Origin of the sequence: Neobacillus mesonae (assembly GCF_001636315.1) — a bacterium.
Taxonomy (GTDB): Bacteria; Bacillota; Bacilli; order Bacillales; family Cytobacillaceae; genus Neobacillus; species Neobacillus mesonae.
The window spans coordinates 5380665-5400860 of record NZ_KV440949.1 but is presented as its reverse complement, the minus strand read 5'-3'; the positions used below and the strand labels follow the sequence as shown (position 1 = coordinate 5400860).

20 protein-coding genes are annotated in these 20196 nt (G+C 39.7%); all 20 read left to right on the top strand.

The window, feature by feature from the left end; all coding sequences use genetic code 11:
• The first annotated feature begins 111 nt into the window (after positions 1–111).
• Positions 112–465, top strand: coding sequence for a protoglobin domain-containing protein (locus tag A6749_RS25470; protein ID WP_066399220.1), 354 nt, complete (start codon positions 112–114; stop codon positions 463–465).
• 176 nt (positions 466–641) lie between these two features.
• A complete protein-coding gene (locus A6749_RS25465) occupies positions 642–1040 on the top strand; it encodes a YkvA family protein (protein ID WP_066399217.1) in 399 nt (132 codons plus the stop codon).
• Between the two features lie 26 nt (positions 1041–1066).
• Positions 1067–1837 carry an NAD-dependent protein deacylase gene (locus A6749_RS25460; RefSeq protein ID WP_066399215.1) on the top strand — a complete coding sequence of 257 codons (771 nt, stop codon included), beginning with the start codon at positions 1067–1069 and terminating at the stop codon, positions 1835–1837.
• 152 nt (positions 1838–1989) lie between these two features.
• Positions 1990–2205 carry a hypothetical protein gene (locus A6749_RS25455; protein ID WP_066399212.1) on the top strand — a complete coding sequence of 72 codons (216 nt, stop codon included), beginning with the start codon at positions 1990–1992 and terminating at the stop codon, positions 2203–2205.
• 280 nt (positions 2206–2485) lie between these two features.
• Positions 2486–2932: a GNAT family N-acetyltransferase gene (locus A6749_RS25450; protein WP_066399209.1), complete on the top strand. Its 447-nt coding sequence runs from the start codon at positions 2486–2488 to the stop codon at positions 2930–2932.
• A gap of 94 nt (positions 2933–3026) precedes the next feature.
• Entirely contained in the window at positions 3027–3530 is a 504-nt protein-coding gene (locus tag A6749_RS25445; protein WP_066399206.1) for a hypothetical protein, read from the top strand.
• Between the two features lie 86 nt (positions 3531–3616).
• Positions 3617–4423, top strand: coding sequence for an RQC domain-containing protein (locus tag A6749_RS25440; RefSeq protein WP_066399196.1), 807 nt, complete (start codon positions 3617–3619; stop codon positions 4421–4423).
• Between the two features lie 913 nt (positions 4424–5336).
• Positions 5337–6287: a ribose-phosphate diphosphokinase gene (locus A6749_RS25435; RefSeq protein ID WP_269085713.1), complete on the top strand. Its 951-nt coding sequence runs from the start codon at positions 5337–5339 to the stop codon at positions 6285–6287.
• Between the two features lie 263 nt (positions 6288–6550).
• Positions 6551–7120: a TetR/AcrR family transcriptional regulator gene (locus tag A6749_RS25430; RefSeq protein ID WP_066399193.1), complete on the top strand. Its 570-nt coding sequence runs from the start codon at positions 6551–6553 to the stop codon at positions 7118–7120.
• Between the two features lie 53 nt (positions 7121–7173).
• Positions 7174–8100: an NAD-dependent epimerase/dehydratase family protein gene (locus A6749_RS25425; protein WP_066399191.1), complete on the top strand. Its 927-nt coding sequence runs from the start codon at positions 7174–7176 to the stop codon at positions 8098–8100.
• A 287-nt stretch (positions 8101–8387) separates the two neighbouring features.
• A complete protein-coding gene (locus A6749_RS25420; RefSeq protein WP_066399182.1) occupies positions 8388–9113 on the top strand; it encodes an MOSC domain-containing protein in 726 nt (241 codons plus the stop codon).
• A 272-nt stretch (positions 9114–9385) separates the two neighbouring features.
• On the top strand, positions 9386–10102 hold the full coding sequence (locus A6749_RS25415; protein WP_066399180.1) for a hypothetical protein: 717 nt from the start codon (positions 9386–9388) through the stop codon (positions 10100–10102).
• Positions 10103–10220: 118 nt separating this feature from the next.
• Positions 10221–10574: a hypothetical protein gene (locus A6749_RS25410; RefSeq protein WP_066399170.1), complete on the top strand. Its 354-nt coding sequence runs from the start codon at positions 10221–10223 to the stop codon at positions 10572–10574.
• A 129-nt stretch (positions 10575–10703) separates the two neighbouring features.
• A complete protein-coding gene (locus A6749_RS25405; protein WP_236719732.1) occupies positions 10704–11294 on the top strand; it encodes a class I SAM-dependent methyltransferase in 591 nt (196 codons plus the stop codon).
• 237 nt (positions 11295–11531) lie between these two features.
• Positions 11532–12800 carry a S8 family peptidase gene (locus A6749_RS25400; RefSeq protein WP_066399161.1) on the top strand — a complete coding sequence of 423 codons (1269 nt, stop codon included), beginning with the start codon at positions 11532–11534 and terminating at the stop codon, positions 12798–12800.
• Positions 12801–12991: 191 nt separating this feature from the next.
• Entirely contained in the window at positions 12992–14758 is a 1767-nt protein-coding gene (gene ggt / locus A6749_RS25395) for a gamma-glutamyltransferase (RefSeq protein WP_066399158.1), read from the top strand.
• Positions 14759–14876: 118 nt separating this feature from the next.
• Entirely contained in the window at positions 14877–16628 is a 1752-nt protein-coding gene (locus A6749_RS25390) for a sigma 54-interacting transcriptional regulator (protein ID WP_407937541.1), read from the top strand.
• 171 nt (positions 16629–16799) lie between these two features.
• On the top strand, positions 16800–17993 hold the full coding sequence (locus tag A6749_RS25385) for an iron-containing alcohol dehydrogenase (protein WP_066399145.1): 1194 nt from the start codon (positions 16800–16802) through the stop codon (positions 17991–17993).
• Between the two features lie 183 nt (positions 17994–18176).
• A complete protein-coding gene (locus A6749_RS25380) occupies positions 18177–19634 on the top strand; it encodes a CoA-acylating methylmalonate-semialdehyde dehydrogenase (protein ID WP_066399142.1) in 1458 nt (485 codons plus the stop codon).
• 230 nt (positions 19635–19864) lie between these two features.
• Positions 19865–20050 (top strand): DUF3896 family protein, encoded by a 186-nt coding sequence (locus tag A6749_RS25375; protein WP_066399139.1) that lies wholly within the window; start codon positions 19865–19867, stop codon positions 20048–20050.
• Positions 20051–20196: the final 146 nt, after the last annotated feature.

Below are 20196 nucleotides of genomic sequence, written 5' to 3'. Positions count from 1 at the left end.
TCTATTTTTTTCGTCAAAGGAATTATCGTGATGTAAGTCACATTTTTTGAACTCAGTTTACACTATAATGCTAGTAGAAAATACTTCATTTTAGAAAAAGAGGGTATATATATGTCAACATTATTAGAACAAGAAAAAGTAAATGAAATGGTAGAGCGCTTTTATGACAGTCTTTTACAAGACTCCTACTATGTTTCCATGTTCAAAGAAAGAAACGTGGACATTGAATTACTCAAAGAACGGCAAAGAGTTTTTATCAATCGTCTCGTTTCCGAGGATTCTCCTCAGGAGCAAGGCAAACAAGCAAATCAAGTAAAAGAAAGACATCCATTCCAAATTTCACCCGAGAGAGCAGCAATATGGTTTGGTAAATTGAAAGAAACGATGGACGAAATGGAAATGGATCCAAGTGTAAAAGAACGTCTTAAAGAGAAAGTTGAGTTTTTGTTAAAAAAAATAGTTTAATTTATAAAAGCGCAGCTGAAACGATTGTTTCCTGCGCTTTTGTGGTATTTTAATGATAAATTATAATTAGATTGGCGACAGCAAGTCCGGGAAAAAAGTTAATTCAGTAATTGGGAACAAAAAGCCTAGGCTAGGAGTTAGTACGGCAGCCAATGGAAACCAAGGAGGTACGAGCTATGCTAAAAAAGAAGGATTATGAAAATGGTTATAAAAAATATGAATCAAAAGCGAAAGAATACATGCAAGATAAAGAAAAAGCTGAGAACCTTTTATATAAAGCAATAAACAAAGCGAATGACAGAAAGGGCAGGCTGACAGAGGTTTGGGAAAATCTCCAGCTTTTATTTGAAGCATTTAAAGCATGGATTAAAGGAGATTATCGGGAAATCCCCGCAAAATCAATCATTACAATCATTGCTACCATTATTTATTTTGTTTCTCCGGTGGATTTAATCCCGGATTTTATCGTTGGATTAGGACTATTTGATGATGCTGCTGTAATTGGGTTTGCTATTAAACAAGTCGTTGGTGACCTTGAGAAATTTAAGGCTTGGAAGATGAACCATCAGGAATAAAAGGATGAACTTGGGGTGTTTTTATAATGATTAGCACTATCGAAACATGTACCAATCTAATTAGATACGCGGAAAACATCGTTGCGCTGACAGGCGCCGGAATCAGCACGGAGTCGGGGATCAAGGATTTCCGGTCGAAAACAGGTGTATATCAGCACGCGCCGGAATACATCCTTTCATTGGATTATTTTTATAATAATCCGGTAGACTTTTATCAGTTTGCAGTTGAGCATCTTTACCATCCTGATGCCATACCAAATAAAGGACATGAAATTCTGGCAAAATGGGAGGGTCAGGGTAAAGTTCGGCATATTATTACGCAAAACATTGACGGACTTCATCAAAAAGCAGGATGTCAACATGTCATCGAGTTCCATGGAACGATGAAAACCGCCTCGTGTTTAAATTGTGGAAAAATCTATCCAACGGAGGAAATGGTTTTACGAATGCAAACAATGGAGGAATATTATGTTTGCAACGATTGTCAAACCAAAAGGGAAAAAGACCGCTATATCAAGCCGGATGTTGTTTTGTTTGGGGATGCCGGGGAATGGTTTACAGCGGAGGGATTTCAAACCATTCTTCAATACATAGAACAAGCCGATTGTATTTTAGTGTTGGGTACAAGTCTCAAGGTGACACCATTTTCAAGTTTTCCACAATACAGAAAACGCGGCGTCCCGTTGATTATCATTAATAAGGGAGATACTCCTTATGACCATCGGGCTGGAACTTACGTTATTCAAGACTTTATTGGAAAAACTTTGGAGCAAATCGATAAAAATTTAAGTTGTTAAAGAATAAATCATGCATGGGACGATTCATGATTACAGAAGAAGTGCACATTGAAGGGTTCAATGAACACGAGGCCAAGAGAAATTACCGAATAAGTGCGCATTGAAGGATTCAATGAACTCGAGAGCAAGAGAAATCCACAAAGAGGTGCACATTGAAGCCCCCAATGAACACGGAAGCAAGGAAAATCATCGAAGAAGTACACATTGAAGGGCTCAATGAACACGAGAGCCAAAAGAAATCCACGAAGAAGTGCACATTGAAGCCCCCAATGAACACGGAAGCAAGGAAAATCATCGAGGAAGTGCACATTGAAGGGTTCAATGAACATGAGAGCAAGAAAAAACCTGCTGCACAGTTTAACCTTTAACACAGAGCAACTGTCGCTAAATCCTGCAGGAAATTATCTAATATCTTAAAGAACCTGTATTAGAAGATGTATTAATTAAATAAAAGACATAGAAGCATGGGGAGATTACCATGCTTCTTTTTTATACTTGGTAAACAAGGACCATTCCGCTTTTTACGGTACAAAAGGGCTTTTGACTTTTTATATGTTGAGAATATGAATACATGATAAAATGAAAGGTATTAAGGAAAAGAATTTAGTGTAGTTTACATAACTCAATTAATATAGGAGTGTTAAAAAATTGAATTATCGTAAAGCAACCACCAATGACATTGACGAATTGGTAGACTTAAGGAAAAAGCAATTAGTAGATGAAGGAATAGAGCCAAGTATAGACATCGATACGGAACTTTTTACTTTCTTTCAAAATAAACTAAGTGACGGTTCGTTAATTCAGTGGCTGGTAGAAGACCAAGACGAAATCATCGCATGCGGTGCTGTCATTTTTTATGATTTCCCACCTTCTTATACAAATAAAAGCGGCAAAAAGGCCTATATCTCCAATATGTACACCAAGGAAAATTACCGTGGCCAAGGCATCGCTACAAAATTACTATCCAAAGTTGTTAATGAAGCTAAAAATGCAAGAATTACAAAAATATGGCTAGGTGCTTCCAAAATGGGCAGACCAGTTTACAAAAAATTTGGCTTTAAAGAAACTGACGAATGGTTAGAGTTAAACTTTTAATGAAGCATAGGGAGGACGGTTCTCGTGCTTTCTTCGAATTGTTTTTAGGAAGCAGAAGAACCGGACCCTGTGCTTCCTTTGGAGGAGCAGTTTTATGAATAAAGCGAGAGCAATTAAAATAGATGGAGAAAGTGTTTACATTTTTAATAGTGCGATTTATATCTATGAATCCACTGAAGGCTTCTCTCTACAATTGGACATCATTGTAAGTGAAGTGGTCGTGAAAAAATATAAAAATCTGGATAATCTAATTGTTGAAATAGAATTAGAGGACGGCAGATTACTAAACCTGATTATGCACGTTAACAGTCTGTCGGGTGGTCTTCCGCAGCTGAATTTATACGTTGAGCTAGAGGATATACAGGAGTATGGTGATTTCCATATAGTCCATGAAAATGAGGCGTGCTTCCCAAATATTGAAGATGGGATTACGCTCGAGGAAATTAGGAAAGTGGAAATGCCTGATGAAGAAGTGAAAATAAAACTAAAGCTGCCGATTGACCAGGCAGAATGGTTGATGAAACAAAAAAAGGCTGCATTAAATCAATTGTTTAAAGATTTTATTTATGATTATTGGGAAAAACAGAAGCTAAAGTAATTTATTTCGGAGTTTGTTAATAGTATCAACCTTCCTTATAAATGGTCATACTTAATATATATTTTAAAATAGAATGAGGGCCAAACATGGGTAAAAAAGTAAAAAGAGGACAAGTTGAACTTAATCCAATGGGAATTAAAACAATATCTGATCATGAGATAAAAATTATTCTTCGTGGTGCCGATGATTTAATAATGAGCGGAGGTCGCACAATGCTGGCTAAAATTCTTGCCGGATCAAAGGATCAGAGAATTTTAGAACGTGGCATGGAACATAGTCCGGTATATGGTGCTTTTCAGGGAACTTCCCAGAAAGAAATTCTCGCCATGGTCGATTGGATGATTATACATGATTATTTAGCCATAGAATATGATTTCGGAATTCCATTACTTGTCTATACCGATAAAGGCTGGGAGATAGAACGCGAAACGTATACCGAAGAACTTTTTATAAAACTCTTAGAGGCTGCTGAATATCAAGAATATGAATTCGTTGAAACGTTGAAGGATCTGGACCGCAGGATGATTTTTCTATTATTGGATAAGATCGCGGACTCGGGGAATAAAGACTTCATCGTGATTCTTAATGCATGGCATTCATTTGAATATAAAAAGGTGAAATCCAGAATTGAGGAAGTAATAGAAGTGCTTGAACAAGCAAAAGGTGATATCAATAAAAAACCAAAAGAAGAAACAATTTCTTTCTCTGCAAATAAAAAATGGCTATCCATTCCTGCAGAAACTCGAAAATCACTGGAACGAAATGTTTGGTGTTCCAATTGTTGTGATGTCGTCCAAATTGAAAATTATACCGTTAAAGAATCAAAATATGGAATTGTCCTGCACGGGACATGCAAAACATGCGGTCATGAAGTGGCGCGTGTTATTGACTAACGATGGGATGTATATTAGACATTGAAACGATGGGGATTTGTTCAAGATGGCAGTTTCATTTGAGATAGACGAAAGTGGTCATAGTAACATGAGCACATGACCTGGATGTGATTGATTTTTAAAGAAACGGTTAAAGGAGGCTTTGTCCATTGTCCAAAAAAAGTGATCATTAAATAATCAGTTAATGGGAGCCATGTGTATTGCCCAAAACTATTTGATTTTAAAAGAAAAGGTCAAAGGAAGCCATGTCCATTGCCCAAAACTAGATAGTTTTAATAGAAAAGGTCAATGGAAGCCATGTCCATTGCCTAAAACTAATTGATATTTAAAGAAAAGGTCAATGGGAACCATGTCCATTGCCTAAAACTAATTGATATTTAAAGAAACGGTCAATGGAAGCCCTGTTCATTGCCCAAAACTATTTGATTATGAAAGAAACGGTCAATGGAAGCTTTGTTCATTGCCCAAAATTAGTTGATTTTTGAAAGAAAAGGTCAATGGAAGCCATGTGCATTACCTAAAACTAATTGATATTTAAAGAAAAGGTCAATGGGAGCCCCGCGCATTGCCCTAAACTATTTGTTTTTCAAAGAAAAGGTCAATGGAAGCCATGTGCATTGCCTAAAACTAATTGATTTTAAAAGAAAAGGTCAATGGGAGCCATGTTCATTGCCCTAAACTATTTGTTTTTCAAAGAAAAGGTCAATGGAAGCCATGTCCATTGCCCAAAACAAGTGGATTAATAAAGAATCGGTCATTTGAGGCTTTGTCCATTGCCCAAAATCAATAAATTTTTCACATTAGCCACAACGAATAAAACGTTTTTAAAAATCATAGATTAAAAGATGTCGAAATTCCTTTTATTCATGTAAAATAAAAAATAGACAAAATTATTTTGCATGGAGGAAATACGGTGTCTTACAAATTAAAAAAGAATTTTAAAATGTTTTCATTAAATTCGAATAACGAACTTGCCAAAGAAATAGCGGCGGCCCTTGGCTGCGGGATTGGTAAATGTTCTGTGACGCAATTTAGCGACGGGGAAATCCAAATCAATATTGAAGAAAGCGTTCGCGGAAGCGAAGTGTTTGTCGTGCAATCTACTTCACAGCCGACAAACGAACATCTTATGGAGCTTTTAATCATGATTGATGCATTGAAGCGAGCTTCAGCAAAGGAAATTACTGTTGTTATCCCTTATTATAGCTATGCACGCCAGGATCGTAAAGCAAGATCCCGTGAGCCGATCACCGCGAAGCTGATAGCTAACCTTTTGGAAACGGCAGGGGCAACTAGAATCCTAACCGTGGACTTCCATGCGCCGCAAACACAAGGCTTCTTTGACATGCCGGTGGATCATCTTACCGGGATTCCAATTCTTGCCGACTATTTTTCGAAAAAAGATTTGGAAGACATAGTGATTGTGGCACCTCATAATGGTGGTGTTGTTCGGGCGAGAAAATTGGCCAGTCTATTAAATGCACCGATCGCATTGATCGACCGCCGCCGTCCAGAACATGATACATCCAACATCATGCACATTATTGGCAACATTCATGGAAAAAATGCCATTATTGTCGACGATTTAATTGATACAGCCGGAACCATCACTTCCGGGGCCAACGCTTTAATGGAAGAAGGGGCAAAAGCAGTGTACGCCTGCTGTACCCATCCAGTTTTCTCAGGACCAGCTATTGAGCGAATCATGTCATCGTCGATTAAAGAATTAGTGGTGACGAATACAATAAAGCTGTCGGATGAAAAACTGCATAATAAAATAACCGCCTTATCCGTTGCCCCATTGCTTGCGGAAGCAATTGAGCGAATTCATAATGAAAAAGCGGTAAGTCCTTTATTTGAATAATTGCTCATATGTTCTACATTATACAACATATTCAAAACAATTAACGCACAGCAGAAACATGATGCTGTGCGTTTTATTAATTTTTTATGCCCCGTCCGTTTTGCATAATTGGTAGCTACATTTGCATCAACTGAGCTTATATGTGTTATAACATTGATCGTTTCCGTTGCTTTCGCTAAAGAAAATTACAATGGAAATACTATACAGGTAATAAAAAATAATTTATAATATTAATTAACCAGTGGTCAAATAAGGAGGAAAAAATGTCACCGCGAAAGATTGTCCAGCAAGAATTAACTCGGGATATGATAATGGATGCAGCAAGAGATTTATTTGTAAGCAAAGGCTATCAGCATGTTTCTATGAGGCAAATTGCCAAAGAACTTGGCTATAGCCACGGTGCGATCTATTACCATTTTAAGAATAAGGCCGAACTATTTTCTGCCCTAGTAGAAGAGCATTTTGATTTGCTGAATAAAAAGCTTCGTGATGTTCTTGAACAGAATCTTAATCCAATCGGCAAACTGAAACAGCTACTGGTCGCTTTTATCGAATTTGGTCTGAATCATCAAAGCCATTATGAAATCATGTTTCTGATCAAGGATGAAGAAGTTAGAAATCTTGTAAACCAAGGACCAAGTAGGACCTATGAAAATTTTGCTCAGAGTATTTCTCACTTAAGCGTGAAGAAAATGAAGGTACAGGAAATATGGCTCATGTTTTTGTCTCTACATGGATTTATCACACATTATTGCCGGCACGTGGACAGCTTTGAAGATGTAAGAGACTTGGCAGAGGCTCATGCTGAATTTTTGTTGAAGTCCATTAAATAATTTTTTTAACTATAATTGAACAGTGGTCAATTAATGCTGGGAGGGATTTTTTTATGAAAAAAGCTTTAGTTTTAGGTGCGTCAGGCGGCATGGGGTATTCGATTGTAAGGGAATTAACGGGGAGAGGGATTCCAGTGACCGCCTTTGCCCGTACGCGTTCAAAACTGGAAAAATTGTTCGCAGCAGATTCCATTGTGTCGATTTTTCCAGGAGATATTTATCGACTTGATGATGTAAGAGAAGCTGCTCAAGGGGTCGATGTTATATTTCATGCGGCAAACATTCCTTACGAAGAATGGGAGAAGAAGTTACTGAGACTTGCCACAAATGTTGTGACTGTTGCCAAGGAAAGCGATGCAAAACTGGCAATCGTTGATAATATTTACGCCTATGGAAGAAGCAATGGAAAGAAAGTGGACGAAACAACACTGAAAAACCCTCATACAAAAAAAGGAAAAATCCGGCTTCAAGTGGAGACAATGATAAGGGAATCAGGTGTTTCAGCCGTCATTGCCCACTTCCCTGATTTTTACGGTCCCAACGCAGAAAACACTATTTTGCATTATACCCTTAAGAATATTAAGAAGAGTAAGAAATCCAGATACGTCGGAGACCAAAGAATTCCCAGAGAATTTATTTATACCCCTGATGGAGCCAAAGCACTTGTGAATTTGGCCATGACGGAGAAAGCTTATGGCCAAAATTGGAATATTCCAGGGTATGATGTCATTACCGGAGAAGAAATAATAGATACGCTTAGACAAATCACGCATTATGATAAAAAAGTAGCGACGATAAGCAAAAATATGATTCGGTTCCTTGGTTTTTTCAATCGTGGAATGCGTGAAGTGGTAGAAATGTATTATTTAAATGAAGAACCTGTTGTGTTAGATGGAGGAAAATATGAACGACATATTGGCCAACTGCCACGCACCCCGTATAAACAGGGCTTAGCCAAAACCCTCGAGTATAAAATTTGAATAGTAGATTAGCAAGGTCAGTCGTGATCAACTCAATCTTTAAAATTCATGGGGACTAACCCAATTTCTAGAGTGAAGAATATTGTGAATGGTATCCAATAGTTTTGAAAATATATAGGTGAATAAAAATCTTGTATATTTTTTAATTTATTAAAAATATTTGAATATTAAGCTCAGTTGCTTGCGGAAGTAATGGAACGAGTTCATAATGAAAAAGCATTAAGCCCAATATTTGAGTAAGGCTCGGGGATGGTTATTGTAAATCATATTATTTAGGGGGAGAATCGATGGCTGTAAAGGTTGGTACTATAAGCAGCATCACGCGCTATCCTGTCAAATCATTAGCGGGTGAACCATTGGATTCATGTCAAATTGAAACATACGGTTTACACGGCGATCGTTTTTGCGCCTTCTATGATGCAGAGAAGACAGGCTGGGAAAGTTTTATTACAGCAAGACAGATTCCGAATATGCTTGCTTACAAGGCAAGCCTTTTAAATGAAGAAATAACAGTTGTTTCACCTGATGGCCGGGAATTCCGCTGGGATGAAGCATTATTAACGGAAATTCAACCCTATTATCCAAAAAAAATCTCGATGACAAGTGTTCAAGCACCGCATCCGGTAACCCCTGAGCTTCTGTCCGTAGATACTGCCAGCATCCTGATTGTAACTGATACTACGATAAGAAAGCTTGAAGAACTATGGGGTGAGCGATTAGATGCACGCCGCTTTCGGCCGAATTTTATCGTGACTGTAGAGGAAGAGTCGATCAACGAAAAGGACTGGATTGGGAAGAGATTATCAATCGGGAACGTTGAGTTGCAAGTGGATCAATTTTGTGAACGCTGTGCAATGATCACCATCGACCCTGAAACGCTAGTGCGCGACCTCTCTTTGTTAAAAAAGGTATACGATGAAATGAATATGCACTTCGGCGTCTATGCTTCTGTTAAAAAAACAGGGCAAGTAAAAGTCGGCGATCAATTGCTTTTAATGGAAGAAACAGAGTAACAAAAAAGACAGGGCAAATGTCCTGTCTTTTTTCAATGGTTATAAAAAAACATTCCTAAAATTTTTACAAATTGGTGAAATATGTCGAAATAAAGACCTGTTTTTAATGATTTAATGCTATAATTTTTTCAGCACCGAATTATTACCTCTTTTCTTCGAACCTTCCTATTTACTTTCTACAATTTTCAATTTCCTTAATTTAAATTTGTACATCTATGTCTTACCGGCTTTTACATATAATTTAGACGGAGTTTGAAAGGATTGGTGTATGGATGAAAAAGCAAGATACGGTTTTTGAATTAATTCAATCGGATATGACTGCCAAACGGTTTCGGAGGGATTATCCCGTATCAGAAGAGTTACGTGAAATCATGGTGACCGAGGTTTTTCCAGATTTTAAGGCCTATGCATTAGACCAATATTATGATGATGAAAATCTGGATATTTTGCAGGAATTTATCGATGATATTAAACCGCAGCTTGAAAAGCAGAAGAACCTCCTTGACAATTTGTTTTGGTGGAAACTATTTTACGAAGCGACTGAGAAAAGTGGCAGAAACTGTATGGAAGACTATATTGCTGATCATCATTTTACTTTGAGAAACCGTCCATTTTTTGATTCATGGCTTAGGGAGTGCGTAAGAATGGTGCCGAAATTTTATTTTATTGGGACTAAAGTTAATGAACGCTACTTTATCGCTGTTGATATTTTAAACCAACAAACGCTTGAAATAATAGTACCGGACTTAAAATTAGTTCCTCCCAAGAAAGGCGAGATTGCCGTCGGGACGCTCATGCCGCTGGGCGGTTCATTATATTTCCCAATCAGTGATTTTTATCGCTTTAATTATGAAGCACGAGAAGCCATTGCCAGCTGCTTTCATCACCATTATGAAAAACATTCAAAAAATGCAACCCAGCACGAAGCATTCCTCCACGTCCTATCGGTCATGCTCCAAATAGAAAAAATTATCCATGACAAAAAATAGATGATGGATGCGGTTCGCTTGTCTCATATTCCACAAGAATTTAAGGGGAGTTTTATCATAGAGTTTTAAATCATACACTCTTCTTAAAGAACCGGTGATTAAACAGGAGGAGAGATGTATGAACTTTGAAATGCAAAAAGCGAACCTGCTGGCGGAAAATATTGCTGATTTTATAAAGTATGTTCGGAAAAGTCATGAAAATAAAAACAGCTTTCACTCCAATCCTCAAAAGGTGTATCAAATAAAGCTGATCATGGAGGATTTTAAATTTCAAATCATTGCAGATGAACTGCGTAGAATCAATCAATTTGACTGGGATGAAAAGTACACCCATTATTTGGTGAACCAATTTCATGAAGGGTTTACGATTATTGAAGAGTATGTAATAAATAACTACAGTGATTTATTTTTGTTTTCAGGAAGGCTTCATACTTTAAATAACCTTAGTAGAGATTTTGCCAAAGATGGATAAAGCCTTGTGTTTATAATTTTGAATCACTTTGCATATCTAAGTACTGCTCTTATAATAAAGTAGAAGTTAATTTCAAAGATGAGACAAAAAAACTACCCATGTTTCGTCAAGGATAAGGGATGGAGTTTAGTGCATCGACATTTTGCGTTTTGGTATGATTTTTTTATGAGACCGTTGGAAAAAAGGAAGTTTAAGAGGATACGGATAGAACTATTATCGAATGCGACAGGGCGGGTTCTTGAATTGGGTTCGGGGACTGGGGTGAATTTTCCTTTTTATCGAACTGCTGACAAAGTAACCGCCGTGGAACCGAGCGAGCATATGATGGAGCAGTCTTTTTCAAAAATCAATCAATCTAAAGTTCCGATTGAAGTCGTTAAGGCAAGTGCGGAAGCTTTGCCTTTTGAAGACGGGCACTTTGATACAATTGTGGCAACACTTGTCTTTTGTACTATTCCTAATCCGGAAAAGGCGATAATGGAAATGAAAAGAGTATGCAAACCTGGCGGGAAAATTCTTCTTTTTGAACATGTAAAAATGAAAAATCGCTTTCTAGCATCCCTTCAAGAGATGCTGACACCATTTTGGAAAAAAATTTGTGATGGCTGCTGCTTAAATCGAAACACAATTAAACTACTAGAAACCCACGGTATAACCATTATTAAAGTCCAAAAATACTACGGTGATTTATTTGTTTATGTAGAATCAGTGAATCAATAATGAAACACGGGGACGGTTCTCATGCATCATAAAGAACGCCTTCCCTTAGACATAAGAGACAAAACTGAGCTTAAGTGCTACAGTTTTTGTCTCTTTTTTGTATTTTTAAGCAGGTAACTTTAACGAAAATTTTCCCAACTCCCAGTGATGTAAACGCATTCATAAAAGAATGAATCCCCAATAAACATGAGTAGTGCAGTCAAATGGCTGCTACATATAACAGAGAGGGGAAGAGGAATGAAGAAGGTTAAGAAGTTAGGTTCTGCATTACTGGGAGTTTTAATGGTGGTGTCATTGTTTGCCACCGGGGCTTTTGCTGAAGGGCAAAATGCTAATGAAGCATTTCGTGTCATTATTAAAGGACCGAGTGCCGAAAGAGGGAAAGCTAAGCAAACTTACGGCACACGCTGGGATTTTGGGAATGAGGGCTTTACAACGACTGTAAATGCTAAACAGTTTCAAGCTTTATCGAAAAACAAAAATTTAACGATAGAAAAGGTTCCAGAGGTTCAGTTAGATCAGATGGAGAACAGGTCGGAAGCAAAGGCTGGAAAAACAGTGACTGCCGCCCTTCCTGAAACTAGAACTCCATGGGGAATTAAAGCCATTTATAACGATGCCAACCTTACTAGTACCTCCGGTGGCGCTAGTATTAAGATTGCCGTTTTAGACACAGGCGTTTACATTAATCATTACGATTTAGCCGGAAGCGGGGAACAATGTAAAGATTTTTCACAAACTTCTTATTCCATGGTTAATGGTACATGTACGGACCGTAATGGACATGGTACGCATGTAGCCGGGACCGCTCTTGCTCACGGGGCATCGGATAATTTAGGGATTTATGGAGTAGCACCTCAAGCGAAACTTTGGGCATACAAGGTGTTAAATGACAGGGGATCCGGCTATTCCGATGATATTGCCGGCGCAATCCGGCATGCGGCGGATGAAGGTGTAAGAACGGGTACAAAGGTTGTTATTTCCATGTCGCTTGGTTCAAGTGGAAAAGACAGTATGATTGCGAGTGCTGTAGATTATGCTTATAGCAAAGGAGCTCTGGTTGTGGCAGCTGCTGGTAACAGCGGATATGCCAATAATACGATTGAATATCCTGGGGCCTTGAAAAATGCGATCGCAGTAGCGGCTTTAGAAAATGTCCAGCAAAATGGAACGTATCGTGTAGCTAACTACTCTTCACGTGGTAACTCCGCGACGGCTGGGGACTATATTATTCAAGAACGTGATGTGGAAATTTCAGCACCGGGCAGCAACATTCTTTCCACTTGGTACGATGGAAATTATAATACCATCAGCGGAACGTCGATGGCTACTCCGCACGTGGCAGGTTTAGCGGCAAAAATCTGGTCATCCTATCCATCCTGGACAAATACTCAGCTTCGCACGGAACTGCAAAGAAGAGCCAAACTATATGACATCAAAGGCGGCTACAGTGCAGCAACAGGAGACGACATTGCTTCAGGATTTGGCTTTGCTAGAGTAAAATAGGGCACTTGATAAGACAGAGGGATGATATTCACCCCTCTGTTTTTGCTCTTAAATGAAGTAAAAGAACTGCTTATCTATACATAGTCTAGTAAATTTGGATCAAAAATTAGGAATTATAGTAATAATTTTCCGACTCTTCCGCCATTTTGGTAAAATAAAATAGAACAATCTATTTTGAGGAGGAGATAGGGTTGAAAAGAACCGGGAAGGCTAGTTTCTTAGTTTTGTTTAGTGTTCTATTAATTTTCGGAACACTGCCTTTTAGTACGTTTGCTAAAGGGAAAGAGGTAGATTACGGAAAGTACAGTCAGGTAGCGGTTGGAAAAGATGGGATGGTAGCAACTGCTCATCCGCTGGCATCTGAAATTGGGGCTGAAGTGCTAAGAACCGGTGGAAATGCAATTGACGCGGCAGTGGCGATTCAATTCGCTCTAAACGTTGTCGAACCGATGATGTCCGGTATTGGCGGCGGCGGATTTATGATGGTGTATGATGGAAAGACAAAGGATACTACAATCATTAATAGCCGGGAGCGTGCACCACAAGGAGCAACACCAGATATGTTTTTAGACAAAAACGGAAAAGCCATTCCTTTTGATGTGCGGGTGGAAAGTGGTAAAGCAGTTGGTGTTCCGGGAACATTAAAGGGACTTGAAACAGCTCTGGAAAAATGGGGAACCCGCCCAATGCAGCAGCTGATTGGCCCGGCGGTTAAGCTTGCCGATAAAGGCTTCCCAATTGAATCTGTGCTGGCCAATGCGATTGAAGACAACAAAGACAAGCTTGCAAAATCAGCAGCAAAGGACGTCTTTCTTCCAAATGGAAAGCCATTGAAGGAAGGAGATCTCCTTGTTCAAAAGGATTTGGCAAACACCTTTAAACTGATTCGTGCGAAAGGTGCTGACGCATTTTACAACGGGCAGATTTCTAAAGCCATTGCCGATACCGTTCAAAAATTTGGCGGTTCGATGACAACGGCCGATTTAAACAAATATGGCGTAACAATTGATAAGCCAATCTGGGGCGATTATCAAGGTTACCAGATTGCTAGCATGCCTCCGCCAAGCTCAGGCGGTGTATTCCTATTACAAATGCTGAAGATTTTGGATGATTATAATCTATCACAATACGATGTGAAATCCTGGGAAAAATATCATCTACTTGCAGAAACGATGCATTTTGCTTACGCAGACCGTGCTGCATATGCAGGTGACCCGGAATTTGTCAATGTGCCGATTAAAGGGTTATTACATCCAGATTACATCAAGGAGCGTCAAAAGCTGATTAGTTTAACAAGTGTGAACAACACTCCTAAGGCTGGCGACCCTTGGAAATATGAATCTACTACTGCAAATTATCAGCTGACGAAGCAACCCGAAAATAATAAGTATGGTGAAACAACTCATTTCACGGTAGCAGACCGCTGGGGAAATGTTGTTTCTTATACAACGACGATTGAACAATTATTTGGTACGGGAATTATGGTGCCGGGATATGGCTTTATGTTAAATAATGAATTAACAGACTTTGATGCTGTTCCAGGGGGCGCAAATGAGGTCCAGCCGAATAAACGTCCATTAAGCAGTATGACGCCGACGATTGTCTTTAAGGATGACAAACCGGTATTAACCGTTGGATCACCAGGCGGCGCGACTATTATCACATCTGTACTTCAGACGATTCTATATGCCATTGAGTATGATATGGAGCTTAAGGCGGCAGTAGAGGAACCCCGAATTTACACAAACAGCTTAAGTTCTTACCGCTTTGAATCAGGTGTTCCTGCAGATGTTCTAAAAAAACTTAATTCCATGGGCCATAAATTTGGAACAAGCCCAGTAGATATCGGAAATGTTCAAAGCATTCTAATCGATCAGGAAAATGGCAGCTTTAAGGGAGTAGCTGACTCCAGCCGCAACGGCGCCGCGATTGGCGTTAATTTCAAAGGAAATAGATAAAACAGAGGGACGGTTCCTCCGCTTCATCCTATGAAGCAGAAGAACCGTCCCTATGCTTCAAGAGAGGAGGATCATTTTGGGGGAGCGTTTTGCTGAGGTGCTGCAGGTGAAGAATTGGATGACTCCTAGTCCTTATTATGTTTTGGAGGGGGAGCTGATTCGGGAAGTTGCCCAGAAGATGGAGATACTGCGGGTTGATTGTCTGCCAATGCTTGATCGGTATCATCAGTTTTTAGGGATGATTACGATCCGAAAATTATTAAATAGCTATGTAAATGGAATAAATGGTGAGCAAATGGCAAGCAGTATTTTACTACGAAATATTACGAAGATCCGTCAAAACGATTCTATTTTACAAGTTTATTCTCTGCCATTTGACCACTTGCCTGTGGTTGATGATCGAGGGATTCTTGTTGGAGTCTTAACAAGGCGGGATATTCTAGATGGGTTTTCAAAATATCTTTACCAATTAGAACAAAAACAAAACTCAGCTGAAGCCTTGGAGGCGATCCTTGAGAGTGCTTATGAAGGCATTGCAGTTGTAGATGAAAATGGCATCCTTCAGGAATTTAATGAAGCCTACTGTCGATTTATCGGTATCAAACGAGAGGAAGCCATTGGAAGGCACGTTACCGAAGTCATTGAAAATACGCAGCTTCATCTGACTGTCAAAACTGGTATTCCAGCTCGGGGTGTCCTGCAAACCATCCATGGTGAAGATATGGTTGTGCACCGTATTCCCATCTGGCGAGAGGCGCGTGTTGTTGGGGCGATTGGAATGCTTATTTTTGAAGGCGTTACCGAAGTATATAAAATATATGAAAAGTTGTTGGAAAATAATCATCAAAAGCAGCCTAATAAAGAACTTTTATCCCTCAAACAAGAAAAGGACAGCCGTTTGACACTGGATCAAATTATTGGGACGAGTGAAGAAATCTCACATGTTAAGCGGATGGCAAGAAGAGCAGCAAGAACAGCCGCCACCGTTTTAATCATGGGCGAGAGCGGTACAGGGAAAGAAATGTTTGCCAAAAGCATTCACAACTTAAGTCCTTTTTCAAAGGGGCCGTTTATTAGCGTAAACTGCGGCGCAATACCCGATAATTTATTCGAATCAGAGCTGTTTGGTTACGATGATGGTGCCTTTACAGGTGCTAAAAAAGGCGGGAAACCCGGTAAATTTGAACTAGCGAATAACGGTACGATATTTTTGGATGAAATTGGTGAATTGCCGCTAATTATGCAAACAAAGCTGTTGCGCGTTCTGCAGGAAAAAGAAGTTGAACGTGTTGGAGGAATAAAGAAATATTCTATCAATGTAAGAATCATTGGGGCTACGAACCGAGACTTGAAAGAAATGGTCGATAATGGTCAATTTCGTGAGGATTTATATTATCGTTTAAATATTATCCAGCTAATGCTGCCGCCGTTAAGAGAGCGTAAAAAGGATATTCCTATTTTAATAGCTCATTATATGAAGGAAATTTGTGATCGTTATCAAATAAAGGTTAAATCATTAACACAAGCAGCGGTTACAGCATTTATCGACTATTCATGGCGGGGGAATATTAGGGAGTTAGTCAATACAATTGAAAGATTGGTAACCCTTGTGGATGAGCAGGTAATAGATTTAGAGCATTTACCAATTCCGATGAAAGGGCCGGGTGCGAGAAAAATAGAGCAGCGAATACCACAAATTGTTGCGCCAACATTAATCCAAGAAGCTAAGATGGAAGGCAGCAGAAAAGAAAAGGAAATGATTTTAAAAGCGTTGAAGAATGCAGGTGGAAACAAATCGAAAGCAGCCGAAATTCTTGGTATCCACCGGACTACTCTTTATCAAAAATTGAAAAGACATGAAATCTATTAATTCAATGTATTGTGCTGTTATTTGTGTAGTGACTACACTACATAAAATCTACACTTGTAGTGAGAAATCTACATATGAACGTAAAAACAGGCTGATAATAAACCTTTTACCTTTTGGCACAATTCTTGCAATTTAAATAAGTGACAAGAATTATAAGGGGTGGGGGTAGAATTGCAAAATTTTGCTGTATTTCGGACACCAAAATCTATTTTTTATGGCAGGAGTGCTTTCAAAAATATAGGAAAGGAAGCAGCATCAAGAGGTAAGAAAGCACTTATTGTCAGTGATAAAATCATGGAAGACTTAGGGTATATTGAGAATTGCCGAAATCTTCTGCGGAATACTGGCGTAAACTCTGTTGTATATCTTGGTGTTAATTCAGAACCGACCGATGTTTACGTAGCTGAAGCCCTTGCACTTTTTAAACAGGAGAATTGTGATTTAGTCATATCATTAGGCGGAGGAAGCTGTATTGATACAGCAAAATCTATTGCGGTCGTTGCTACCAATGGGGGATATGTTGGAGATTACATGGGAGAGAAGAAAATGGTTGAGAACCCGCCAATCCCACATATTTCGATTCCAACAACAGCAGGCACAGGCTCAGAAGCAACGGATGCTACGGTTATAACGAATACAACAAATGATGTCAAAATGATGATCAAGCAGCCAGCCTTTATGCCTGAAGTGGCAATTGTTGATCCTTTGTTGACGGTCACCTCACCAAAAAGTGTAACATCCGCAACCGGAGTTGATGCCCTTAGCCATGCGATTGAGGCTTATCTTTCTAGAAAAGCTCACCCCATGACCGATACTTTGGCATTGTCAGCTATGAAATTAATAGTGGCTAATTTACTGACTGCCTATCATGACGGCGAAAATATCGATGCTCGTGAAGCGATGTCCTTGGGGTCACTGCAGGCGGGAATGGCCTTTTCAAATGCGTCGGTTTGTCTCGTTCATGGAATGTCCCGCCCGATTGGCGCCTTGTTTCATGTACCGCACGGCATTTCCAACGCGATGCTGCTGCCCGCGGTGTTAGAGTTTAGTAAAGAAGCTTGTATTGACCGGTTAGCCGATATGGGCAGGATTTTTGATCCAGAGAGTAGAACTCTTACAAATGAGAAAGCAGCGGAAATCGCTGTCTGCTCGGTAAAGGAACTATGCCGGAAATTGAGTATTCCTAATTTAAAAGGCTGGGGAATTGACCAGGAAGAATTTGAAAGGGTTGTCGAAAAAATGGCGGTAGACGCCATTGCCAGCGGCAGTCCGGGAAACAATCCACGCATACCAACACATAGCGAATTAGTTGAGTTATATCATACTTGTTACCATTATCAGTTTTTAAAGGAAACGAAGGTGTAATGTGGGCAAATAAAAATTGGAACGCTCAGTTTTCCAGCTCATCCAAGCTGCAACAACGAATCGATCATTTTAAGGCATAAACAAGCGTATTAACCAGTATTTATCTTTTGAATGGTACCAACTTGCTATTGTTCAGCATTAAGGGTCAATTTTTTAAACAAAATAAGAAAGGGGTTTGCAATCATGACAGCAACTACTACTACAGTATTGAAAAATTTCATTAATGGGGAGTGGGTGGAGGCAAAGACGGAAAAATTTGAATCGGTACCGAATCCAGCAACGGGTGAAGAGCTAGCTCAGGTTCCATTATCCACCCGTGAGGATCTAGATGCAGCGGTTCAGGTCGCCAAAGCGGCTTATAAAACGTGGAGCAAAACTCCGGTGCCAAAGCGGTCTCGTATTCTCTTTAAATATCAGCAATTGCTGGTAGACAATTGGGATGAATTGGCGAAATTAATCACTCAAGAAAACGGGAAAAGCTTTAAAGAGGCATATGGTGAAGTCCAGCGCGGAATTGAATGTGTGGAGTTTGCTGCTGGAGCACCGTCGTTAATGATGGGGCGACAGCTGCCTGATATCGCAACAGATATGGAATCAGGCATGTACCGCTATCCCGTTGGCGTAATCGGCGGGATTACACCATTCAACTTCCCGATGATGGTGCCATGCTGGATGTTCCCTCTTGCTATTGCCTGCGGAAACACGTTTATCCTAAAGCCATCTGAAAGAACACCGATTCTCGCCAATCGTCTAGCCGAATTATTTAAAGAGGCCGGGCTGCCTGATGGTGTCTTAAATATTGTTCATGGAGCCCATGATGTAGTAAACGGTTTATTGGAACATAAAGATGTACCGGCCATTTCCTTTGTCGGTTCCCAGCCGGTAGCGGAACATGTTTATAAAACTGCAGCCGCAAACGGTAAGAGGGTTCAAGCGTTAGCCGGCGCGAAAAATCACACCATTGTTATGCCTGATGCTGATTTAGATACTGCTGTGAAGGAAATCATCGGGGCTGCTTATGGTTCCGCGGGAGAAAGATGCATGGCCTGCTCTGTGGTAGTAGCTGTAGGTGATGTGGCAGAACCACTGATTAGGAAGCTGAATGAAAAAGCTGACGAAATTATCATTGGTAATGGTTTAGATGAAAATGTCTTTTTAGGCCCAGTAATTCGGGAAGAGAATAAAAAGAGAACGGCGCAATACATTGAAGTTGGTGAAAAAGAAGGGGCGACATTGATCCGCGACGGCCGTAAAGATGAAGCCTGTCAAGAGAACGGCTACTTTATCGGACCTACTATTTTTGACCATGTGAAGCCGTCGATGAGAATTTGGAAGGAAGAAATTTTTGCACCGGTTCTATCGATTGTTCGCGTTAATAGTTTGGAAGAGGCCGTAGAGGTGACGAATCAATCCGACTTTGGGAATGGTTCCTGCCTATTTACACAAAGCGGCAGCGCGGTCCGCTATTTCCGAGAAAACATTGAAGTCGGTATGCTTGGCGTCAATATCGGCGTCCCAGCCCCAATGGCCTTCTTCCCATTCTCAGGCTGGAAAAACTCCTTCTACGGAGACCTCCACGCAAACGGCCCAGATGGAGTAGAATTCTACACAAGACGCAAAATGCTTACCGCCCGTTGGTAATGAAACATGGGGACGGTCCTTATGAATCACTCACGATGCATAAGGACTGTCCTTTTTTCCATTATCAAAAGGCTACTATTAAATTCATAATATTATCACATATTCCCCGGTCATTGCGGGGTTTCTTTATTATAATAAAAGTATAGAAGGAAAACGATTTCAGCATTGCCAGCATAATGGATCATTTGAATTGAAAATTATAAACATCATTACAGAAAGGGGATTTTGACGTGGACTATCGTGAAGTAAAAGATCAATTAGAGGAAACTAAATTGAAATTAATGAAAAAAGCAAAGAATCCTAACCTTTCACCAGAAGAACAAGAGAACATTCAAAATTCTATCATTAATTTCGAGTATATTATTGAATTAACCGACATGAATCATTTTGAACGAGGGTTTGAATCAGATAAATAGGAGTCAAAAAAAGGCTGGGTGAAGCCTCCTGTCACGGAGGATTTCGCTCAGCCTTTTCTATTAAGTTCTAAAATAAATGAAAGATACATATAATGCAGCACAGGGACGGTTTGCGTGTTGGATGTGAAACACGAGAACCGTCCCCG